Raw genomic sequence first — 18627 nt, forward strand, 5'->3', positions numbered from 1 at the left:
CTGTAAAATGATGCTCGTTTATCTAGTGGCTTATCCAAAAAGATGTCTCACGACATCATGAACTTTGGCTACTTTAATCACATTGATGTGATAATTAGTATCAGGTATCTTGCAATATTTTGAAATCACAATACTTGTAAAGCCTAGTTTTTCTGCCTCTACAATACGTTGTTCAATACGGTTTACGGGGCGTACTTCTCCTGCGAGACCTATCTCTGCTGCAAAACACATGGACTTATCTACGGGGATATCTACGTTGCTCGATAGCACTGCCGCTACCACTGCCAGATCTATAGCAGGATCATCTACAGTGATTCCTCCAGTCACGTTGAGAAAAACATCTTTTGCGCCTAGTTTGAAACCTGCTCGTTTTTCTAATACAGCGAGAAGCATATTGAGTCGCTTTACATTGTATCCTGTTGAGCTACGTTGTGGTGTTCCATAGACGGCGGTACTCACAAGCGCTTGAATCTCTATCATAAGCGGTCGCATCCCTTCCATTGTGGTTGCGATTGCTGTCCCGCTCAAGTCTTCATCATTCTTTGAAATGAGAATCTCACTTGGATTACTCACTTCTCTCAATCCTGAGCCTTGCATCTCATAGATGCCTAGTTCGCTAGTGCTCCCAAAACGGTTTTTATGAGCTCTTAAAATTCTATAAACGTGGTTGCGATCTCCTTCAAACTGGAGAACGGTATCTACCATGTGTTCAAGAATTTTTGGACCAGCAATATTCCCATCTTTTGTAATATGACCTATAAGGATCACAGGTGTTGCTGTTTCCTTAGCAAATCGTATCAGCTCTGAAGTGGTTTCACGTATTTGTGAGATACTCCCAGCGGTACTTTCTATATGATCAGAATGTAGCGTTTGTATAGAGTCTATAATTACAATATCTGGCTGCATCTCTTCTATGTGCCTAAAGATATTTTGAGTCTTTGTCTCTGTAAGAATATAACACTGGTCGCTTTCTGGATTAATGCGCTCAGCACGCATTTTTATTTGCTGCTGACTTTCCTCTCCAGAGACGTAGAGTGTTTTGTAAGGTAGCGCTAGTGATATCTGTAGTAGTAAAGTACTTTTTCCTATTCCAGGTTCTCCACCTAGAAGAGTAAGAGACCCAGGTACTAGTCCACCACCTAGAACACGGTTAAGTTCGCCATTTTTAGTATTCATTCTAGCCTCAGAAGCTGTAGAAATATCGGCAATCTTAAGTGGTTTGCTTGTGCGAGTAAGTCCAGAAACCTTTGCGGTTTCAGACTTCCAATCCTTTTTGTCTGCTTTTTGTACAACCTCCTCAACAATGGTATTCCATTGTTTACAAGCATTACACTGGCCTTGCCATTTGGCATGCTGTGTGCCACAGTTTTGACAGAAAAAGGTAGTTTTTATTTTGGCCATAAAATGAGTAATGTACTTGCAAAATTAGAGAATCAAACCTCCTTTTAAAATTATTTTGATTTAAATAATGTCTAAACTAAAGTATAAGCAAACGCTATAAAAAAACAAGTGTTGTAGGTGGTTAATAGCCAAAGTCTTGTTTGATTTGGTCTGCTCTTTCTAGCATTAAATCTTTAGTAAGAAATGATACTTCTTCTAGTAAAAAAGCATTTTGATATGCGCGCATTGCCTTCTTAGGTTCTCCAGACTTCTCTAGTGATAGTGCGAGGTAGTAGTTCCCTAGCATAGTTTGTGGGTATTGCTTGCGAGCAAGTTTTCCAAGCTCTTCAAGACCTTCCCAATCTCCTTTTTTCTCCAGCGCTGTAGATGTTGCTATAAAATCATTAATGCGTATAGCATCATCTAAGCCAAAAAGTGTTTTTACCGTTGCATACTTATCTATAAGGTAGTTATAAGGAGACTCGCTAGGTAGTATCTTCTCCTTATACTCCTTTTTGCTAATAGGGCGATATATAGAAAACATGTTTTCTAATGCCTTTGGTATAGCGCGACCCACAAGTGAGTAGTGCGTTGCTCCGTCAAAATTGTCAAAATTATATTGAACATTCTCATTTTGAACCTGTTTCATCTGAGCGTCTAGTTGAATAATGGGATCGCGTAGTACACTTATATCGTCACTTGCTGTTGTGAGGTAATAGAATATTTTTTGCTTTGCTTGTCCTAATCTAGCAACAAGGCGTTCTTCCATTTGTGGTGCGAGATCTGGACTTAAAGAAATGTATCCTTGAAAAAGGGCAGGATCTTTCATTAAATAGTAATTCATAAAATTTGCGGTCATGTCGTGACCTACTGCAATTCTAAAAGTACTAGTCCTGTAATTTTGATCGAGATAAGGCATTACTTCTAAGCCTAAAAATTCAAAGAATGAAGCCCCAGTATCAGATGGGAGGTTGCTTACATCATCATAAAATGTATCATCATCTCTACTGTCTACTTGATTAATACCTACTACAATAACTTGTGGCATTTCTTCCCAATAGCTATAATAATCTACATTACCAGCTACGGGCTCAAATAAGTAGTCGCCATCCATAACTACAATTACAGGATATGATTTTTCTATATTCTCATCATAATTGCGAGGTAACTGTATTTTAAGCTGTCTGGATGTGCCTAGAATTTCTGATTGAATCTCTTTGTAGTCAATTTGAGAAGAAGCTAGTGCACTGTAAACACAGAGTATTAGAGTAAGTAGGTTTATTTTCATGTGGGAATAACTTTTTAGTTATTTGGATAGTCCTAAAATATGAAAAATTACCGTCTTTTAATAAGCAGTAAGATAAGTGCGCAAATGCCGCCTATGATTACATTAAAAATAGTTTGGGTTCCCCAAAGGAGCCAGCCAAAGGTTGCGCCATCTTCGTATCCAAAAAAAGTAAATATTGCAGCCATAGCTATGGGATATAATCCCATTCCTGCATTTGTAGCACTCATTGCAAATGCACCTATTACAAAGGAAGCTAGAATAACCCCTAGTGGAGCCTCTGCAGTGCCAGGTACCGTATATTTCATGATCCAAAACATACCTATATACATACCCCATATAAATAAGGTGTGTAGTATAAATGCAGTGTTATGCTGCATATTTAGAATACTTTTTACCCCATCAAGAAGTCCGAGTCCAAAGTTTCTAATTTTCTGAATAAAAGGATGTGAAGACTTTTTAAGTAATCGCAAACCAAAAACTCCTGCAGTAAGGCCTACAGCAAGGAGTATGATAAAACCAGTGGGATTTGCATTCTCTTGAAAATAAGCTACGAGCGCTGTAGATTGTAATATTACAGCTGTAGTCATGATGAGTAGCAGTACAATGAGATCTGCAATGCGCTCTGCTACAATAGTTCCAAAGGCTTTTTCAAAAGGAATATTATCTGTTTTTGAAAGACTCATTCCTCTTAAAACCTCGCCTGATCTAATAATAAATGTATTTGCAAAATAGCCAATCATAATAGCCATAAAGCTTGTGATGAACTTAGGCTTGTACCCTAAAGGTTCTAGTAAGTATTTCCAGCGGTAAGCTCGAGAAAAATGACTAAATAAACCAAATAGCAGCGAGATAACAATCCATAGAGGATTTACCATTTTTATCGCTTCCCACATATCGCTGCGCTCTACCGCAGTCATTTTACTAAGTTGGTACCAAACCAAAAAAACTCCCACAAGTGGGAGTATAATTTTAAGTGCGAGACTTTTATGTTTGTTATTTATCAACGTTAGTTGAGCAAGTTTGTTTCTTCATTAGGGAAGCATAAAGTAGGCTTAAACTTTTTTGCTTCTTCTACTTCCATAAAAGCATATACAATTAAGATAAGCGTATCTCCTTTTGCAACTTTACGAGCAGCAGCACCGTTTAAGGTAATTTCTCCACTATTTCTTGGTCCAGGGATTGCATACGTCTCAAGACGCTCTCCGTTTGTTACGTTTACAATTTGTACACGTTCTCCTTCAATTATATTTGAAGCGTCCATCAAGTCTTCATCAATGGTAATACTTCCAATATAATGTAACTCGGCACCCGTTACTTTAACGCGGTGTATTTTTGATTTTACAACATTTACTAGCATAGTACAAAGGTAATAATAAGTTTAATTTAGGGCTATATTATCTATGAGTCTAATCTCACCAGCATAAACGGCAAGAAAAGCTCGGTATTGTTCATTTTTACGCTTTCGCGAAAGCGTACTTAAATTTTTAATATTTGCAATCTCAAAGTATTCAAGGTCGAGGCCTTCTTTTTTCTCAAAAGCCGCTGAAACATACTTTCTCAATTGTAGCGCAGAGTGTGTGTCAAAATTATTCTTCACATACTGGAGTACCTCATAAATAAAAGGTGCAATAGCAAGTTGGTTCTCAGTAAGTCGTGCATTACGACTGCTCATGGCAAGGCCGTCTTCTTGTCTGTGAATAGGGCAGCCTATAATTTCTAGAGGTAGTTTTTCTTTTTCTACTAGCTTGCGTACAATAGCAAGTTGTTGATAATCTTTCTCTCCAAAATATGCTTTGTCCGGATTTATTTGTCTAAAAAGCAGATTTAAAACAGTGCCTACACCATCAAAATGTCCTGGCCTGTGCTCTCCCTCCATAACCTTTTCTATGGCTCCAAAATTATAAGGGGTAGAGGAGACTTTATTACCATAAACCTCTGTAGCTGTTGGTGCATAGACCACCACTTTATCTCCATAATGGGCTAGAAAGTCTAGATCTTTATCGAGAGTGCGAGGATACTTGTCTAAATCTGAGGCGTTATTGAATTGTGTAGGATTAACAAAAATGCTTACTACAATTAGGGCACAATCTTTGAGTGCATAATCAATAAGTGATGCATGTCCATGATGTAGGGCGCCCATTGTAGGGACAAAACCTACGGATTTGCCATTGCTTTTTGCTTGATGGACGATCTTAGAAATCTGTTTATGAGCTGTTATTGCTTGCACTTTATTAAAATTTTAACGGGATGCAAACTTACTAATATTAAGACTAAGTGCGTAAAAATTTGTACTTTTGCGTGTTTTTTGAATAGATTAACAACCTAATTTTTACATATATGAAAGATAAGAGGATATTGTACGTGTCATCTGAAGTGATTCCATACCTCCCAGAGACCGAGATTGCCTCTATGTCGTTTGAAGCCCCTCAAATGGTTAATTCCAAGGGTGGGCAAATACGCATTTTTATGCCACGTTATGGTAATATTAATGAGCGTAGACATCAACTACACGAAGTAATTAGATTATCTGGAATGAACTTGGTTATCAATGATTTTGATATGCCTCTTATAATTAAGGTCGCCTCTATACCGAAGGAGCGTATTCAAGTGTACTTTATAGATAACGAAGAGTATTTTAAGCGTAAAGCGACTTTTACAGATGAAGAGGGAAATCTTTTCCCTGATAATGATGAGCGCGCCATTTTCTTTGCAAAAGGAGTTGTGGAGACGGTAAAGAAATTAAACTGGGCTCCAGATATTATACACGTTCAAGGGTGGCTAGCATCTCTATTGCCTCTATACTTAAAGCATTACTATGCGAGTGAGCCTTTATTTGCGCAAAGTAAAATTGTAACTTCTATTTACAACCAAGGTTTTGAAGGGGCTTTAAATGAAGAGCTTCTTAATAAAGTAGCTTTTGATGGTATTGATCCAGAGTCTATACAAGAGTTAGAAAATCCTACTTACGAAAACCTTATGAAAGTTACTATCAAGAATAGTGATGCTGCAATAGTAGGTTCTCAAGAATTAAATGAGGACTTGATGAAAATTCTTAATACGACCAAAATTCCTGTTTTGCCGTATAAGAAGAAAGAGGAATTCCCTCAGGCTTACGAAGATTTTTACACTACTCAAGTTTTAGAAGAATAGACTAATTATGAGATTGAATAAAATGCTTAAGCAAGCAGCCATGGTTATGGGGCTTGCGCTGTTGATTATTTCCTGTGAGGACGATTTTGGTTCTATTGGAACAAGTATTGTAGGAGAGGTTAATTTTGATACAGAGCTTGCTCAAGATTTAAAAATTGCAGCTTACAGTCGTAATTATGCTGATGCTTCAGGTTTTAATGGGGTGCAAACTAGTGGTACATCAGTGGGAGTTATTGGTTTTTATAAAGACCCTACTTATGGATCGACAACGAGTTCATTACTAACACAGGTTTCTCTGTCTAGTAATGATCCAGATTTTGGTGATGATACTGAAATTGATTCTGTTGTTTTTTCACTTCCATATTATTCTACATTAGAAGAAACTGATACAGATGGAAATTCTACGTATTCATTAGACTCTATTTTTGGGAACACTCCAGGTCAAATGAAATTGTCTGTTTACAGATCAAATTTCTTTTTAAATAGTTTAGATCCAGCCGAAGATTTTGAAAGCTCAGCAATTTATTATTCTAATGAGATTTCTGAATTTCAAGGAGTAGAAGGAGATTTGCTATTTGAAGTGCGTGATTCGCTGCCTGATGGAACGCAAGCAGAAGGTTTTGTTCTAGATGATAGCGAAATCGTATTAACTACGCCAAATCTTGACGATGCTGGTGATCCAGATGGAACTAATGAGATTGATAGATTGAGTCCAAGAATTAGACTTTCATACACAAGCGGAAATGCTGACGATGCGGCTGTCTTAGATTATTGGAAACAAGCAATCATAGACCAAGAAGGTCAAGGTACTTTGTTAAATCAAAATACGGTTAACGATTATTTTAGAGGTTTATATTTAAAAGCAGAAGCTATTGATGATAAGGGAAGTGCTATCCTATTTGATGTGGCAAACTTAAATGTAACTATATATTATTCTTTTACTAATGAGGACTCTACTATAGATGATTCTGGAGAAGTAGTATCAACCGGAACGGGAAATATATCCTTAAGATCTTCTGGTGTACGTGCAATCGCATATGAAAATGATTTTAGTCAGAGCCCTATAGGGTCTACGAGTTTTAATGAGTCTCAAAACATTGTTGACGGTGAAGAAAATTTATATGTAAAAGGTGGGGATGGTAGTATTGCCTTAATTGATTTATTTGGTGCAGATGAGGACGATAACGGTGTTGCAGATCAGTTAGAGGCTTTAAGAGCGTGTAATATTATTGTAAATGAAGCCAATTTGCAATTTTACGTTCAGCAAGATGAATTAAATGCTGGGAGTAGTGGTGAGCTAGAGCCTGAGCGATTATTTATTTATGACTATGATAATAATGCTACGTTGCTAGATGCTCTTATAGATAACTCAACAGGAGAGGGTGGGGCTGTAAATACGAGAACAAACCACTTAGGTAGGCTTTCTAGAGAGGTTGATGGTGATCTTTCAAGTAACGGTGTTAGTTATAGAATACGACTTACACAGCACATCAACAATATTATTAAGAATGACTCCACAAATGTAAGATTAGCTTTATCTGTCTCACAAAATGTAACAATTGATAACACTGCGCTTATCGGTGGTACGGGAGGTGTCCAAGATGGACAGCGAGTTCCATTCTCTGGAGTGATTTCACCGGAGGGGACTATATTACATGGAAGTGCAAGTTCTGATGAAGAAAAGAAATTAAAATTGAGATTGTATTACACAATAACAGAAGAAATTGATCCTACTAGCCCTTGTGGTATAGCATTAGGACTTTAAAAAATAAAATCACATATGTGCGGAATTGTAGGTTACATAGGTCATAGAGAAGCTTATCCTGTAGTTGTTCAAGGTTTAGAAAGGCTTGAGTACAGGGGTTATGATAGTGCAGGTATAGCATTATATGACGGAACGGATGTGAAGTTTTCTAAAACAAAAGGGAAAGTCGCAGACTTACGAGCTAAGCTCGAAGCAGATATTACTACAACTGGTGGTATAGGAATAGGTCATACAAGATGGGCCACTCACGGAGTGCCTAACGATGTTAACTCCCACCCTCACTTTTCAAATTCTGGAGATTTAGTAATAATCCATAATGGTATTATTGAAAATTACGACCCACTACGTCAAGAGCTTATTAAGCGTGGCTATACTTTTGAGTCTGATACTGATACAGAAGTTCTTGTTAACTTAATAGAGGATGTCAAGAAAAACGAAGGTGTAAAGCTTGGTAAGGCTGTGCAAATAGCACTTAATCAAACTATAGGTGCCTATGCAATTGCAGTTTTTGATAAGACGAAGCCAGACGAGATTGTTGTGGCAAGATTAGGAAGTCCGCTTGCGATTGGTGTGGGAGAAGATGAGTTTTTTATTGCATCAGATGCGACTCCTTTTATTGAGTATACAAAGAAAACCATCTATCTTAAAGATGGTGAGATGGCGGTAATACGCAATCATAAAAAATTAAAAGTACGTAAGATTAAAGATGACTCTTTAGTTGATCCGTATATAGAGGAGCTTCAGCTTAATCTTGAGCAAATAGAAAAAGGTGGTTATGATCACTTTATGCTTAAGGAAATTTATGAGCAGCCTCAAGCTATTAAAGATACCTTCCGTGGGCGTATGCTTGTAAAAGAAGGTATAATTAAAATGGCAGGTATTGATGATAATATCGAGAAGTTTAAAAACGCTCGTCGTATTATCATTATTGCCTGTGGTACTTCTTGGCACGCAGGTCTTGTGGCGGAGTATATTTTTGAAGAATTTGCTCGCGTTCCTGTAGAGGTTGAGTATGCTTCAGAGTTTAGATATCGTAACCCGGTTGTCTTTAAAGATGATGTGGTAATTGCTATCTCACAAAGTGGTGAAACAGCAGATACAATGGCGGCTATTAAACTTGCCAAAAAACAAGGAGCATTTGTATTTGGAATTTGTAACGTAGTAGGTTCATCTATATCTAGAATTACAGATGCTGGGGCTTATACACACGCAGGTCCAGAAATTGGGGTTGCATCTACAAAGGCATTTACAACACAGATTACCATACTTACGCTTATCGCACTTAGGCTAGCGCAAGCTACAGGTAAGATGGCAGAGTCAGAGTTTAGAAGTTACCTTCAAGAACTAGAGAGAATACCTGGAAAGGTAGAGAAAGCTCTTAAGTGTAATGATCAAGCAGAGCTTGTAGCAGCACAATATAAAGATGCACCTAATGCACTTTACCTAGGTCGTGGATACAACTTCCCAGTAGCGCTAGAAGGAGCATTAAAGCTTAAAGAAATCTCATACATACACGCAGAGGGATACCCAGCAGCAGAGATGAAGCACGGGCCTATCGCTCTTATTGATGAAATGATGCCAGTTTTTGTAATCGCTATGAGAAAAGGCCATTATGAGAAAGTGGTAAGTAATATTGAAGAGATTAAAGCACGTAGTGGTAAAATAATAGGTATTGTTACAGAAGGTGATACAGAGGTAAAACGCCTTGCAGATCACATTATCGAAATACCAGAAACACTTGAGCCACTCACACCTATACTTGCAACCATACCGCTGCAATTACTGTCTTATCACATCGCTTTGATGCTTGATAAAAACGTAGACCAGCCACGTAACCTTGCAAAGTCTGTTACGGTAGAGTAGGTAGTAAACAATTAGAATTTTTTAGAAGGATATTTTAAACTCAAGTTTAAAATATCCTTTTTTTATGCGTTACTTTTTGGCCGGGCTCAAAAGTTTTTGTCATAGAAATTATCACGGGTAATAACCGTAACCCCTAGTTTTTAGTACGCTTTCGCGAAAGCGTAATCATCACTAAAAAAAGCACTTCAAAAACTTACACTTTACACTTTTGCATAAAAAATTAAACAGTATCTTTGCACGACGAAAAACGACAAGTTTTTCGCTATTATTTTGCTAAACATTAATATAGAGACTAATGTCACAAGTTACAGGTAAAGTTGCACAAATTATAGGCCCAGTAGTAGATGTCGCTTTTGAGAGCGGAACTGAGTTACCTAAAATTTACGATTCACTAGAAGTTACAAACTCAAACGGAACAAAATTAGTTCTTGAAGTACAGTCACACATTGGAGAGAATACAGTACGTACAATCTCAATGGACTCTACAGACGGATTAAGCCGTGGGGTGGATGCTGTTGCAACAGGATCTGCTATACAAATGCCTATTGGGGCAGATATTTATGGTCGTCTATTTAATGTAATAGGTGATGCTATTGATGGTATGGATGATCTTCCTAAAACTGGAGATGCAGGTTTACCTATACACCGTAGCGCACCAAAATTTGAAGACCTGTCAACATCTACAGAAGTACTTTTTACAGGTATTAAAGTAATTGACCTTATTGAGCCTTATGCAAAAGGAGGTAAGATTGGATTATTTGGAGGAGCAGGAGTAGGTAAAACAGTACTTATCCAGGAGTTGATTAATAATATTGCAAAAGGTCACGGTGGTCTTTCTGTATTTGCAGGAGTAGGAGAGCGTACACGTGAAGGAAATGACCTTTTAAGAGAGATGCTTGAGTCTGGTATTATCAAATACGGAGATGACTTTATGCACTCTATGGAAGAAGGTGGATGGGATCTTTCTAAAGTAGATAAAACTGCGATGAGAGACTCAAAAGCAACTTTCGTATTCGGACAAATGAATGAACCACCAGGAGCACGTGCACGTGTGGCACTTTCTGGACTTACTATAGCTGAGTATTTCCGTGATGGAGCAGGAGAAGGACAAGGAAAAGATGTACTTTTCTTCGTAGATAACATCTTCCGTTTTACTCAAGCAGGATCAGAAGTATCTGCACTTCTTGGACGTATGCCATCTGCCGTAGGTTACCAGCCTACACTAGCAACAGAGATGGGTGCGATGCAAGAGCGTATTACTTCTACAAAGAGAGGATCTATTACATCTGTACAAGCGGTTTACGTACCTGCAGATGACCTTACCGATCCAGCACCAGCAACAACCTTTGCTCACCTTGATGCAACTACAGTACTTTCACGTAAGATTGCAGAGCTTGGTATTTACCCAGCGGTAGATCCACTAGACTCTACATCACGTATCCTTACTGCAGATATCTTAGGTAATGAGCACTATGAGTGTGCACAAAACGTAAAAGAGCTTTTACAGCGTTATAAAGAACTTCAAGATATTATTGCCATCTTAGGTATGGAAGAATTATCTGAAGAAGATAAAATGGCAGTAGGACGTGCACGTCGTGTACAACGTTTCCTTTCTCAGCCATTCCACGTAGCAGAGCAGTTTACAGGTATCCCAGGAGTACTGGTAGATATTAAAGAAACTATCAAAGGATTTAATATGATTATGGACGGAGAGTTAGATCACCTTCCAGAAGCAGCATTTAACCTTAAAGGAACTATCGAAGAGGCAATCGAAGCAGGAGAAAAAATGCTTCAAGAGGCTTAAGAGATTTTTAATTACGCTTTCGCGAAAGCGTACTATAAATTATAAACTATGCATTTAGAAATTGTAACTCCAGAGGCATCTTTAGTAAGCGGTGAAGTATCATCGGTTACCGTACCAGGTGTTAATGGTGAATACCAAATGTTAGATAATCACGCAGCAACTGTTTCTTTACTAGTAGCAGGTACTGTAAAATTTGAAGGAAATCCTACTATAGCCGATGGTCAAGAAGGTAAATTTACCAAAACACCAGACGGTAAGTGGTCACTTGTAATTGCTAGTGGTACTGTAGAGATGAACAACAATAAAGTGATTGTGCTAGCAGATTAAAGCGCATTAACATACATTATTAAAAGCCCAAATTCTTATGAGAATTTGGGCTTTTTTATTGTTTTGGAAATAGCTATAAGAGCTTTTTATGTAGAATACTCCAGTATATCGCCAGGTTGACAATCTAAGGCCTTACAGATAGCCTCAAGCGTAGAGAAGCGCACTGCCTTTGCCTTACCAGATTTGAGTATAGAAAGGTTTGCTGTGGTGATGCCTATGATTTCTGCGAGTTCTTTGCTCTTCATCTCACGTTCTGCAAGCACCTTGTCTAAGTTTATCGTTATAGGCATAGATTATATGGTTAGGTCGTTTTCTTGTTTCAATAACACACCTTTTTTAGAGATGGCAGCAAGCAACAGTATCATTTTTCCAAAAATGAAGCAAACAATAAGTAGAGGAAGTACATCTGTAATTGAAGATACATTATTGTAAAAAAATACACCAATAATCATAAAGAGGGCAGCATAAGATAAGCCATAGTTTAAAAAACCTTCGCCTATAAGTGTCAATTTTTTAGTGATTTGATCGGTTAATAGTTCTCCATTTTTATATTCCTTTATAAGTTTATAGGATATCAGGAGTAGCTTTAAAAGATATAAATTCAGAATAGTAAATAAAATAATAAAAATTATTGCTGTCCAATTACCTGGATCATTAAAACCTTTTTTAAAGAATTCACTTTTAATCACGTCAGTAAATTTGACGAGTTGGCTTGAAGGAAGCGTCAAGGATATCACTAAAATTGCGACAGTTTTTAGAGTTGTGTAGATCATTGCTATAATAACAATTATAGATAGACTACGGAGATGATATTTCAAAGTTTTTGTCATAAGTATTATTATATGGTTAAATCATTTTCAGATTTGAGTTGGTAGCCCGTTCGAGCCATATCTGCTATGATAAGGACTATGAAGCCAAGTAGTCCTACTAGCAATCCTATTAAAATATTGTTTAGTAGTATTCCTCTTAGGTTACCAGCAAAGAACCGTATGCTGTCAAGAATGGCAGAAATAGTTCCAACAATTAAAAAGATATAACCCGCATATTTCATATGCTTTTTAGAAATAGTTGTAAAAAATCCCTTCTTCAAAATTTCATAAATACACTTAAGGCAAATGATGAGGCCGGCACAAATGGATATAATCAATAACTTATCTATGAAGTAATCAAATTCGCCAAAGATCATTTCACTTTTTCTAGCATCTACTATTAATTGATAACTATCTAATAGAATAATACTCTGTATAATTCCTAAGGTGTAGCCAAAAAGTAGTAGTGCAATTATGCCAAATAATATTTTAAGTTTATTCATCAGATTTATTTAAATAGTTTTCATTTTATTATCGTTTTACAATAACAAATATATAAAAATTATTGAAAAACAATAATTTTGTTTAAAAATCACACATAAAAAATCCCCAGCACTACTTTTAGTGCTAGGGATTTTACATTCAAGGATGGGCCTTTACTTTTCTTGTAGCCAGTGTTTTTTGAGCTTACGAGCTTTTTTACCTGCGTTTTCATCGGTAGCGATGGTGTAGGTAGGATCTGCGCTTACTGTTAGGTTTGTGGTTGCCTCGCTACCAAAACGTTTATAAGTCACTGCAATCGTTTGACCTACAGTGAGCTTTTTAACTAGCGCATTGTAGACATCTACAGTCGTTATCGCTTCTCCATCTACTGCAGTTATAAGATCTCCTTTATTAAGCTTTGCAGCATATGCAGGCGAGCCTTTTGAAGTTGGGCTAGCAATACGTAATCCGCTTTCAGAGGCGTTTACACGTAGTCCTAGATAAGGCTTGTTTTTGTCTTGTGTTATTGTAAGTCCCGCATTTGATAGTAGGTTTTGATAATCTGGCATCTGACTATCATAAATGTATTGAGAGAAGAACGCTTTCGCGAAAGCGTCACCCGCATACCCAGAGAGTACATTTTCAAGATCTTGAATACTGTATGAAACCTCCTTTTTTCCAAACTGATTCCACACCGCTTTAAAATAGTCATCTAGATTAAGCCCTTGCTGGCGGAGTGAGAGGTCAAGCGCTAGACCCAGCACACTTCCATAAGAGTAGTATGAGATAAAGGTGTTGTTTCTATTTACAGGATCTACAGAGGTTGCAGCATCTACAAAAGGTGCCTGGTAGCTCATCTCAATCGGGTTAAAATAATCGCGGGCAGGCGAGTTCCATACATAGTTGAACGTTCGGTTGAGTCCTTTTACATAATCTTCACTGGTGATAACGCCTGCGCGAGCAAGAATTAAATTAGTGTAGTAGCTTGTAAAACCTTCGGCAAACCATAGGGATCCACTCATATTTGCTGCGGTAAAGTCAAAGGGCTCGAGATCTGCTGGGCGTATGCGCTCCACATTCCACGAGTGAAAAAACTCGTGAGAAACCGTTCCTATATTGCCTTCCATACCACCAGCTGCTAGTGATTCTTTATCGGTAAGTATCGTACTGTTGCGGTGTTCCATTCCATCACCAGATACGTGAGGGGCGTAACAGGCAAGAAAGGTGTACTCGCCAAAATCATAGGCAGGCAACTCTCCAAACACTTCTTTTTGTGCAAGAACAATGGCTTTTACCTTTTTCCAATAGGCGTCAAAATCTTCTGCACTGTCATCACTATGCAATGCAAAGCGTATGTTTTTACCATCTACCATAAACTCTCGCAACTGGTAATCACTTACCTCTGTAGGGCTGTCAAAAAAGTATTGTAAATCTGGTGCTGTAAATGTTGTTTGTGAGACTTTTTTGAGTTGGCTAGCAACTTTCCAGTTTAAGTCTCTTCTTACATTAAAGTCTATCTTGATAGGGCGATGCTCTTCTCCCTCCATAAACATAAATGTAGCAGGCATATTGAGGTGTGCGTGTGACTCATCTATTTGTGAGTACGTACCATCTGCCCTATTTGCAAAGAGTGTGTAGGATACGTTTATTTCTCCATCGTGATTTTTAATTTCCCAAGAGTATGGATCTGGTCTGGTAGCCTGTAGTATTTCTCCTTTACTATTTGTTGCTTTAAAGTCAAATACATTTTTTGCAAACTCGTGTATAGCATAACGTCCCGGTGATGATCTACTCATACGTACGGTAACGGTCTTCTGTTTAAGTTCTGGAAAGGTGATAGCAATGCTGGCTTCGTGATGTACAGCATTCTCAAAGGAGATGCTATACTCATTAGTTTGAGCGATACAAAAGGAGCTTAAGAGCAATGCAATAAGAAGTAATCTCATAAAGGAAAGTTTAGATTTTAAAAGTAAGAAACTAACGGCACTTCTATCCCTACAAAATGTCACATTGGTGAAGTATCTTTACCATATGTTACCAAAAAAATTACAGAAAAAACTAGATGCTCGAAAAGCTACGCAAGCACTACGAGTGCTCACGCCTCCAGCAAATCTCGTTGACTTCTCGTCAAACGATTATTTAGGGTTTTCTAGTAATAGTAGCATCGCCCAGAAAATTACAGCACGCACTCAGGCTATATTGCAAGAAGAGCAGCTTAGTGCAAATGGAGCCACAGGGAGCAGATTGCTGTCTGGTAATCACAAGCTATATGCTCGCACGGAGGAGATGCTAGCAGATTTTCACAAAGCTGAGACCGCACTTGTTTTTAATAGTGGGTATGATGCAAACGTGGGCTTCTTTCAGAGTGTGCCACAGCGCGGAGATCTTATACTCTACGATGAGTATATACACGCTAGTATACGAGATGGTATACAGATGAGTCCAGCTAGAGGCTATAAGTTTAAGCATAACGATATCGCCAGTATAAAAAAGCTGGTCTCTAGGTTGCGAGAGATGCATCACCTAGATGATCAAGAAGGTGCCATCGAACTATACCTTGTGACCGAGTCTGTTTTTTCTATGGATGGTGATACGCCAGACCTTCTTGCTATTGCAGAAATCTGTATAAAAAATGGCATACACCTCATTATAGATGAAGCGCACGCAACCGCTGTGCTGGGACCTCAAGGCGCAGGACTCGTACAAGAACTACATCTAGAAGATAGAGTTTTTGCACGCATTGTCACCTTTGGTAAAGGGATGGGCGCACACGGAGCCGCGATTTTAGGTAGTGAGGCTTTGAGGAGCTATCTGGTAAATTTTGCACGCTCTTTTATTTATACCACTGGGCTGCCTCCACATTCACTTGCGATTATATTAAGTGCTTATAACCAATTGTTAGAACCTACAAATGAGGATGCGCGAGAGGTTGTGAACTTGCGCAAACTTATAAATCATTTTAAGGCCGAAGTACAAAGACTAGCTCTAGATAAGCTCTTTATAGAGAGTGAATCTGCCATACATTGTGGTGTGATACGTGGTAATGATGCGGTAAAGACGCTTTCGCGAAAGCTAAAAGAAAACAACTTTAACGTCAAGCCTATTTTATCGCCCACAGTGCCTCAAGGTCAAGAGCGCCTGCGTATTTGTTTGCACGCATATAACAGTAAAGATGAAGTTACTGAACTTCTAGAATTAATAAAAAGCCAATTATAGCACAAAACAAGCTCAGTCATTAAAGAGCTTTGTTGAACTACAAAAGAATATAGGATGAAAGATAAACAAGCTACATATTTCATTACGGGGATTTCTACAGATGTAGGAAAGACAGTTGCTGCAGCCATTGTTACAGAGGCCTTGCAGGCAGATTACTGGAAGCCAGTACAGGCTGGAGATCTTGATAATAGTGATACTCACAAAGTCAAGCGATTAGTTAAAAATGAAATATCGCAATATCACGATAATAGTTTTGCTTTACAGACACCTATGAGTCCACACGCGGCTGCTGCTATAGATAATGTAACCGTTACCGTAGATAAAATTAAAAGACCAGAAACCACAAATTCACTTGTAATTGAGGGTGCAGGCGGCTTACTAGTCCCTATAAATGAAACTGAAACTATTGCAGATGTCATAAGGCCAACGGATAAAGTGATTGTAGTATCACGTCATTACCTAGGAAGTATCAATCACACACTGATGACTATTGAGTTGCTCAAGGCACGTAATCTTGAGATAGGTGGCATTATATTTTCTGGAGATGAGCATCCTACCACAGAGGCTATTATTAAAAAAATGAGTGGCGCAAGCGTAATAGGTCGTATTGATGAAGAGCCTTACTTTGATGAAAATGTTATTGCAGAGTATGCAGAGCGCTTTCGCGAAAGCGTAATAAGTCTCTAGACTATTTTTAAACCCATTCTAACTAAGAAGGCTATTACCTTAACTAACTTTGCACTAAACTTATAATTGTGACTATACTAGAAAAAGACAGCAAGCACCTCTGGCACCCACTCACGCAGCATCAAACGGCGAGAAATCCTATTGTGATTACCCGCGCAAAAGGAGCCGTGATGTATGATGATGCTGGTAATGAGTATATAGATGGTATAGCATCTTGGTATACCGCAATGTATGGTCACGGTAATGAGTACATCACTAGCGCGATGCATAAACAAATGCAGCAGTTGGATTTTGTAATGTTCAGCGGGTTTACGCATCCTCCAGCAGTTACCCTTGCCGAAAAGTTGGTAGAAATTTTACCAGGTAACCAAAAGAAGGTGTTTTTTAATGATAACGGCTCCACAGCAGTAGAGGCGGCTATCAAAATGTCACTACAGTATTATCACAACAAAGGAGATAAGAGAGACACGCTTATCGCTTTTGAAGACGGTTTTCACGGCGATACCTTTGGGGCGATGAGCGCCTCGGGTCTGAGTTCGTATAACGGTCCTTTTGAAGATTTTTTACTTAAAGTAGAACGTATCCCAACCCCACAAGAAGATAATCTGGACGAAGTAATGGCTATGCTAGAGCGGATACTTGCATCAAATAAATGTGCGGCTTTTATTTTTGAGCCCTTAGTGCAAGGTGCTGCTGGGATGAAGTTCCACTCGGTTGCGGGTCTTGATGCGCTTGTAAAAAAATGCCGTGAGGCAAATGTACTCACCATTGCAGATGAGATTATGACCGGTTTTGGAAAAACGGGAACCGTCTTTGCTTGTGACCAGTTAGATAATAAGCCAGATATAATGTGCCTCAGTAAGGCACTTACTGCGGGAATGTTTCCGCTTAGTATCACAAGTTGTACTCAAGAAATCTTTGAAGGCTTTTTAAGTGAGGAAGTACATAAAGGATTTTTTCACGCACATACCTTTAGTGCGCATCCCGTAGGTTGCGCTGCCGCTATTGCAGGAATTGAAGTGCTGCAAACCGAAGAAATCACAAAAAGTAGAGAGCGTATTAACGCTGCACATACGGCATTTGCACAAACGGTAAAAGCACATCATAAAGTGAATAATGTGCGAGTAAAAGGTGTTGTAATCGCCATAGATCTTACTATAGAGATGGCACGCTATGGTAACCTGCGTGACGAGCTCTACCAGTTTTTTATGCAACGAGGCGTAGCACTTAGGCCGCTAGGTAATACCATTTATGTGCTACCACCTTATGTAATTACAGATGAAGAGCTGGCCAAAGTATATAGCGCAATACAAGAAGCGCTAGATCATTTCTAGTTGTCTTCTAGCAGTAGTGGCGCTAGGTCAATCACTTGGTCACTGTCATCTATAGTGACATTATAAACCTCATACACTTTCTCATCATCCTCACCACTAGTGATGATATGTATGACGCCAGTTCCGTTAGGGCCTTTTATGGGAGTTGTCGCATTAGTTCTTTTTTCTCCATTGTTAAAAGAGATATTAAAACTCCCAAAACCGTCACTTTCTATAGGTTCTCCTAGTACAGCAATCACTTCTTGGTTAGATTGTACTTGAGCTAGCGCCTCATCACTTCCAGAAGCTGTTTTGATTTTATTTGCAAAAGCAAATACGCCACCTACTATTAATATGACTCCTATTACGACTATAGAGAGGCATCCTCCTACGGGTACAGCCCATTTCCAGTTGCGTTTCCACCAGCTAGGCTTCTCTATAAGTTCATTTTGATTATCCATTGTGATTGATTTTTAGATAGGTAACAGTTATGAGGTAAAAGTTACACTTCTTTTTAAGAAAACTCAAAAATAGATGGGGTA

18 protein-coding genes are annotated in these 18627 nt (G+C 38.4%); 8 read left to right on the top strand and 10 right to left on the bottom strand.

Annotated features, from left to right (window positions below; all coding sequences use genetic code 11):
- Positions 1 to 30 precede the first annotated feature (30 nt).
- The 5 genes from radA to panC form a co-directional block, all read right to left on the bottom strand.
- Positions 31 to 1401 carry a DNA repair protein RadA gene (radA, locus tag SJY23_RS06060; protein WP_035334822.1) on the bottom strand — a complete coding sequence of 457 codons (1371 nt, stop codon included), beginning with the start codon at positions 1399 to 1401 and terminating at the stop codon, positions 31 to 33.
- Positions 1402 to 1522: 121 nt separating this feature from the next.
- Entirely contained in the window at positions 1523 to 2668 is a 1146-nt protein-coding gene (locus SJY23_RS06065; RefSeq protein ID WP_396597838.1) for an alpha/beta hydrolase, read from the bottom strand.
- Positions 2669 to 2715: 47 nt separating this feature from the next.
- Entirely contained in the window at positions 2716 to 3672 is a 957-nt protein-coding gene (locus SJY23_RS06070; RefSeq protein ID WP_396597839.1) for a lysylphosphatidylglycerol synthase transmembrane domain-containing protein, read from the bottom strand.
- Between the two features lie 2 nt (positions 3673 to 3674).
- Positions 3675 to 4025, bottom strand: coding sequence for an aspartate 1-decarboxylase (gene panD, locus SJY23_RS06075; protein WP_396597840.1), 351 nt, complete (start codon positions 4023 to 4025; stop codon positions 3675 to 3677).
- Between the two features lie 21 nt (positions 4026 to 4046).
- Positions 4047 to 4895 (bottom strand): pantoate--beta-alanine ligase, encoded by an 849-nt coding sequence (gene panC, locus SJY23_RS06080; protein ID WP_396597841.1) that lies wholly within the window; start codon positions 4893 to 4895, stop codon positions 4047 to 4049.
- Positions 4896 to 5005: 110 nt separating this feature from the next.
- Between panC and SJY23_RS06085 the strand changes: the two genes are divergently transcribed.
- The 5 genes from SJY23_RS06085 to SJY23_RS06105 all read left to right on the top strand — a co-directional run bounded on the left by SJY23_RS06085 (position 5006) and on the right by SJY23_RS06105 (position 11577).
- On the top strand, positions 5006 to 5818 hold the full coding sequence (locus SJY23_RS06085; protein ID WP_035334819.1) for a glycogen/starch synthase: 813 nt from the start codon (positions 5006 to 5008) through the stop codon (positions 5816 to 5818).
- Positions 5819 to 5825: 7 nt separating this feature from the next.
- Complete coding sequence (locus tag SJY23_RS06090; protein WP_396597842.1) at positions 5826 to 7583, top strand: DUF4270 domain-containing protein; 1758 nt, start codon at positions 5826 to 5828, stop codon at positions 7581 to 7583.
- A gap of 15 nt (positions 7584 to 7598) precedes the next feature.
- The gene (glmS, locus tag SJY23_RS06095; RefSeq protein ID WP_035334817.1) at positions 7599 to 9446 is read left to right on the top strand and encodes a glutamine--fructose-6-phosphate transaminase (isomerizing); all 1848 of its coding nucleotides are present in this window, start codon (positions 7599 to 7601) and stop codon (positions 9444 to 9446) included.
- A gap of 295 nt (positions 9447 to 9741) precedes the next feature.
- Positions 9742 to 11250, top strand: coding sequence for a F0F1 ATP synthase subunit beta (atpD, locus tag SJY23_RS06100; protein ID WP_035334816.1), 1509 nt, complete (start codon positions 9742 to 9744; stop codon positions 11248 to 11250).
- 48 nt (positions 11251 to 11298) lie between these two features.
- Entirely contained in the window at positions 11299 to 11577 is a 279-nt protein-coding gene (locus SJY23_RS06105; protein WP_035325900.1) for a F0F1 ATP synthase subunit epsilon, read from the top strand.
- A gap of 86 nt (positions 11578 to 11663) precedes the next feature.
- Here SJY23_RS06105 and SJY23_RS06110 read toward each other — a convergent pair whose 3' ends face one another.
- The 4 genes from SJY23_RS06110 to SJY23_RS06125 form a co-directional block, all read right to left on the bottom strand.
- The gene (locus SJY23_RS06110; protein ID WP_299151061.1) at positions 11664 to 11867 is read right to left on the bottom strand and encodes a helix-turn-helix transcriptional regulator; all 204 of its coding nucleotides are present in this window, start codon (positions 11865 to 11867) and stop codon (positions 11664 to 11666) included.
- A gap of 3 nt (positions 11868 to 11870) precedes the next feature.
- Positions 11871 to 12395 (bottom strand): DUF2975 domain-containing protein, encoded by a 525-nt coding sequence (locus SJY23_RS06115; RefSeq protein WP_396597843.1) that lies wholly within the window; start codon positions 12393 to 12395, stop codon positions 11871 to 11873.
- 20 nt (positions 12396 to 12415) lie between these two features.
- The gene (locus SJY23_RS06120) at positions 12416 to 12889 is read right to left on the bottom strand and encodes a DUF2975 domain-containing protein (RefSeq protein ID WP_396597844.1); all 474 of its coding nucleotides are present in this window, start codon (positions 12887 to 12889) and stop codon (positions 12416 to 12418) included.
- 153 nt (positions 12890 to 13042) lie between these two features.
- A complete protein-coding gene (locus SJY23_RS06125) occupies positions 13043 to 14815 on the bottom strand; it encodes a M61 family metallopeptidase (RefSeq protein WP_396597845.1) in 1773 nt (590 codons plus the stop codon).
- 85 nt (positions 14816 to 14900) lie between these two features.
- On the opposite strand from SJY23_RS06125, the gene SJY23_RS06130 reads away from it, so the two are divergent.
- From SJY23_RS06130 to bioA, 3 genes are all read left to right on the top strand, one after another.
- Positions 14901 to 16085, top strand: coding sequence for an aminotransferase class I/II-fold pyridoxal phosphate-dependent enzyme (locus SJY23_RS06130; RefSeq protein WP_396597846.1), 1185 nt, complete (start codon positions 14901 to 14903; stop codon positions 16083 to 16085).
- 54 nt (positions 16086 to 16139) lie between these two features.
- Complete coding sequence (bioD, locus tag SJY23_RS06135; protein ID WP_396597847.1) at positions 16140 to 16772, top strand: dethiobiotin synthase; 633 nt, start codon at positions 16140 to 16142, stop codon at positions 16770 to 16772.
- A gap of 68 nt (positions 16773 to 16840) precedes the next feature.
- Positions 16841 to 18106 (top strand): adenosylmethionine--8-amino-7-oxononanoate transaminase, encoded by a 1266-nt coding sequence (gene bioA, locus SJY23_RS06140; protein ID WP_396597848.1) that lies wholly within the window; start codon positions 16841 to 16843, stop codon positions 18104 to 18106.
- On the opposite strand, the gene SJY23_RS06145 is transcribed toward bioA, so the two are convergent.
- Entirely contained in the window at positions 18103 to 18546 is a 444-nt protein-coding gene (locus SJY23_RS06145; RefSeq protein ID WP_035334805.1) for a cytochrome c oxidase assembly factor Coa1 family protein, read from the bottom strand. The genes bioA and SJY23_RS06145 overlap by 4 nt on opposite strands.
- Between the last annotated feature and the right edge of the window lie 81 nt (positions 18547 to 18627).

Origin of the sequence: Dokdonia sp. R86516 (assembly GCF_044596715.1) — a bacterium.
Taxonomy (GTDB): Bacteria; Bacteroidota; Bacteroidia; order Flavobacteriales; family Flavobacteriaceae; genus Dokdonia.

Excerpts from the sequence above, each read along its gene's own strand:
- radA (WP_035334822.1), bottom strand. The coding sequence starts at position 1,401 with ATGGCCAAAATAAAAACTACCTTTTTCTGTCAAAACTGTGGCACACAG.
- SJY23_RS06065 (WP_396597838.1), bottom strand. The coding sequence starts at position 2,668 with ATGAAAATAAACCTACTTACTCTAATACTCTGTGTTTACAGTGCACTA.
- panD (WP_396597840.1), bottom strand. The coding sequence starts at position 4,025 with ATGCTAGTAAATGTTGTAAAATCAAAAATACACCGCGTTAAAGTAACG.
- SJY23_RS06085 (WP_035334819.1), top strand. The coding sequence starts at position 5,006 with ATGAAAGATAAGAGGATATTGTACGTGTCATCTGAAGTGATTCCATAC.
- SJY23_RS06090 (WP_396597842.1), top strand. The coding sequence starts at position 5,826 with ATGAGATTGAATAAAATGCTTAAGCAAGCAGCCATGGTTATGGGGCTT.
- glmS (WP_035334817.1), top strand. The coding sequence starts at position 7,599 with ATGTGCGGAATTGTAGGTTACATAGGTCATAGAGAAGCTTATCCTGTA.
- atpD (WP_035334816.1), top strand. The coding sequence starts at position 9,742 with ATGTCACAAGTTACAGGTAAAGTTGCACAAATTATAGGCCCAGTAGTA.
- SJY23_RS06105 (WP_035325900.1), top strand. The coding sequence starts at position 11,299 with ATGCATTTAGAAATTGTAACTCCAGAGGCATCTTTAGTAAGCGGTGAA.
- SJY23_RS06110 (WP_299151061.1), bottom strand. The coding sequence starts at position 11,867 with ATGCCTATAACGATAAACTTAGACAAGGTGCTTGCAGAACGTGAGATG.
- SJY23_RS06120 (WP_396597844.1), bottom strand. The coding sequence starts at position 12,889 with ATGAATAAACTTAAAATATTATTTGGCATAATTGCACTACTACTTTTT.
- SJY23_RS06125 (WP_396597845.1), bottom strand. The coding sequence starts at position 14,815 with ATGAGATTACTTCTTATTGCATTGCTCTTAAGCTCCTTTTGTATCGCT.
- SJY23_RS06130 (WP_396597846.1), top strand. The coding sequence starts at position 14,901 with ATGTTACCAAAAAAATTACAGAAAAAACTAGATGCTCGAAAAGCTACG.
- bioD (WP_396597847.1), top strand. The coding sequence starts at position 16,140 with ATGAAAGATAAACAAGCTACATATTTCATTACGGGGATTTCTACAGAT.
- SJY23_RS06145 (WP_035334805.1), bottom strand. The coding sequence starts at position 18,546 with ATGGATAATCAAAATGAACTTATAGAGAAGCCTAGCTGGTGGAAACGC.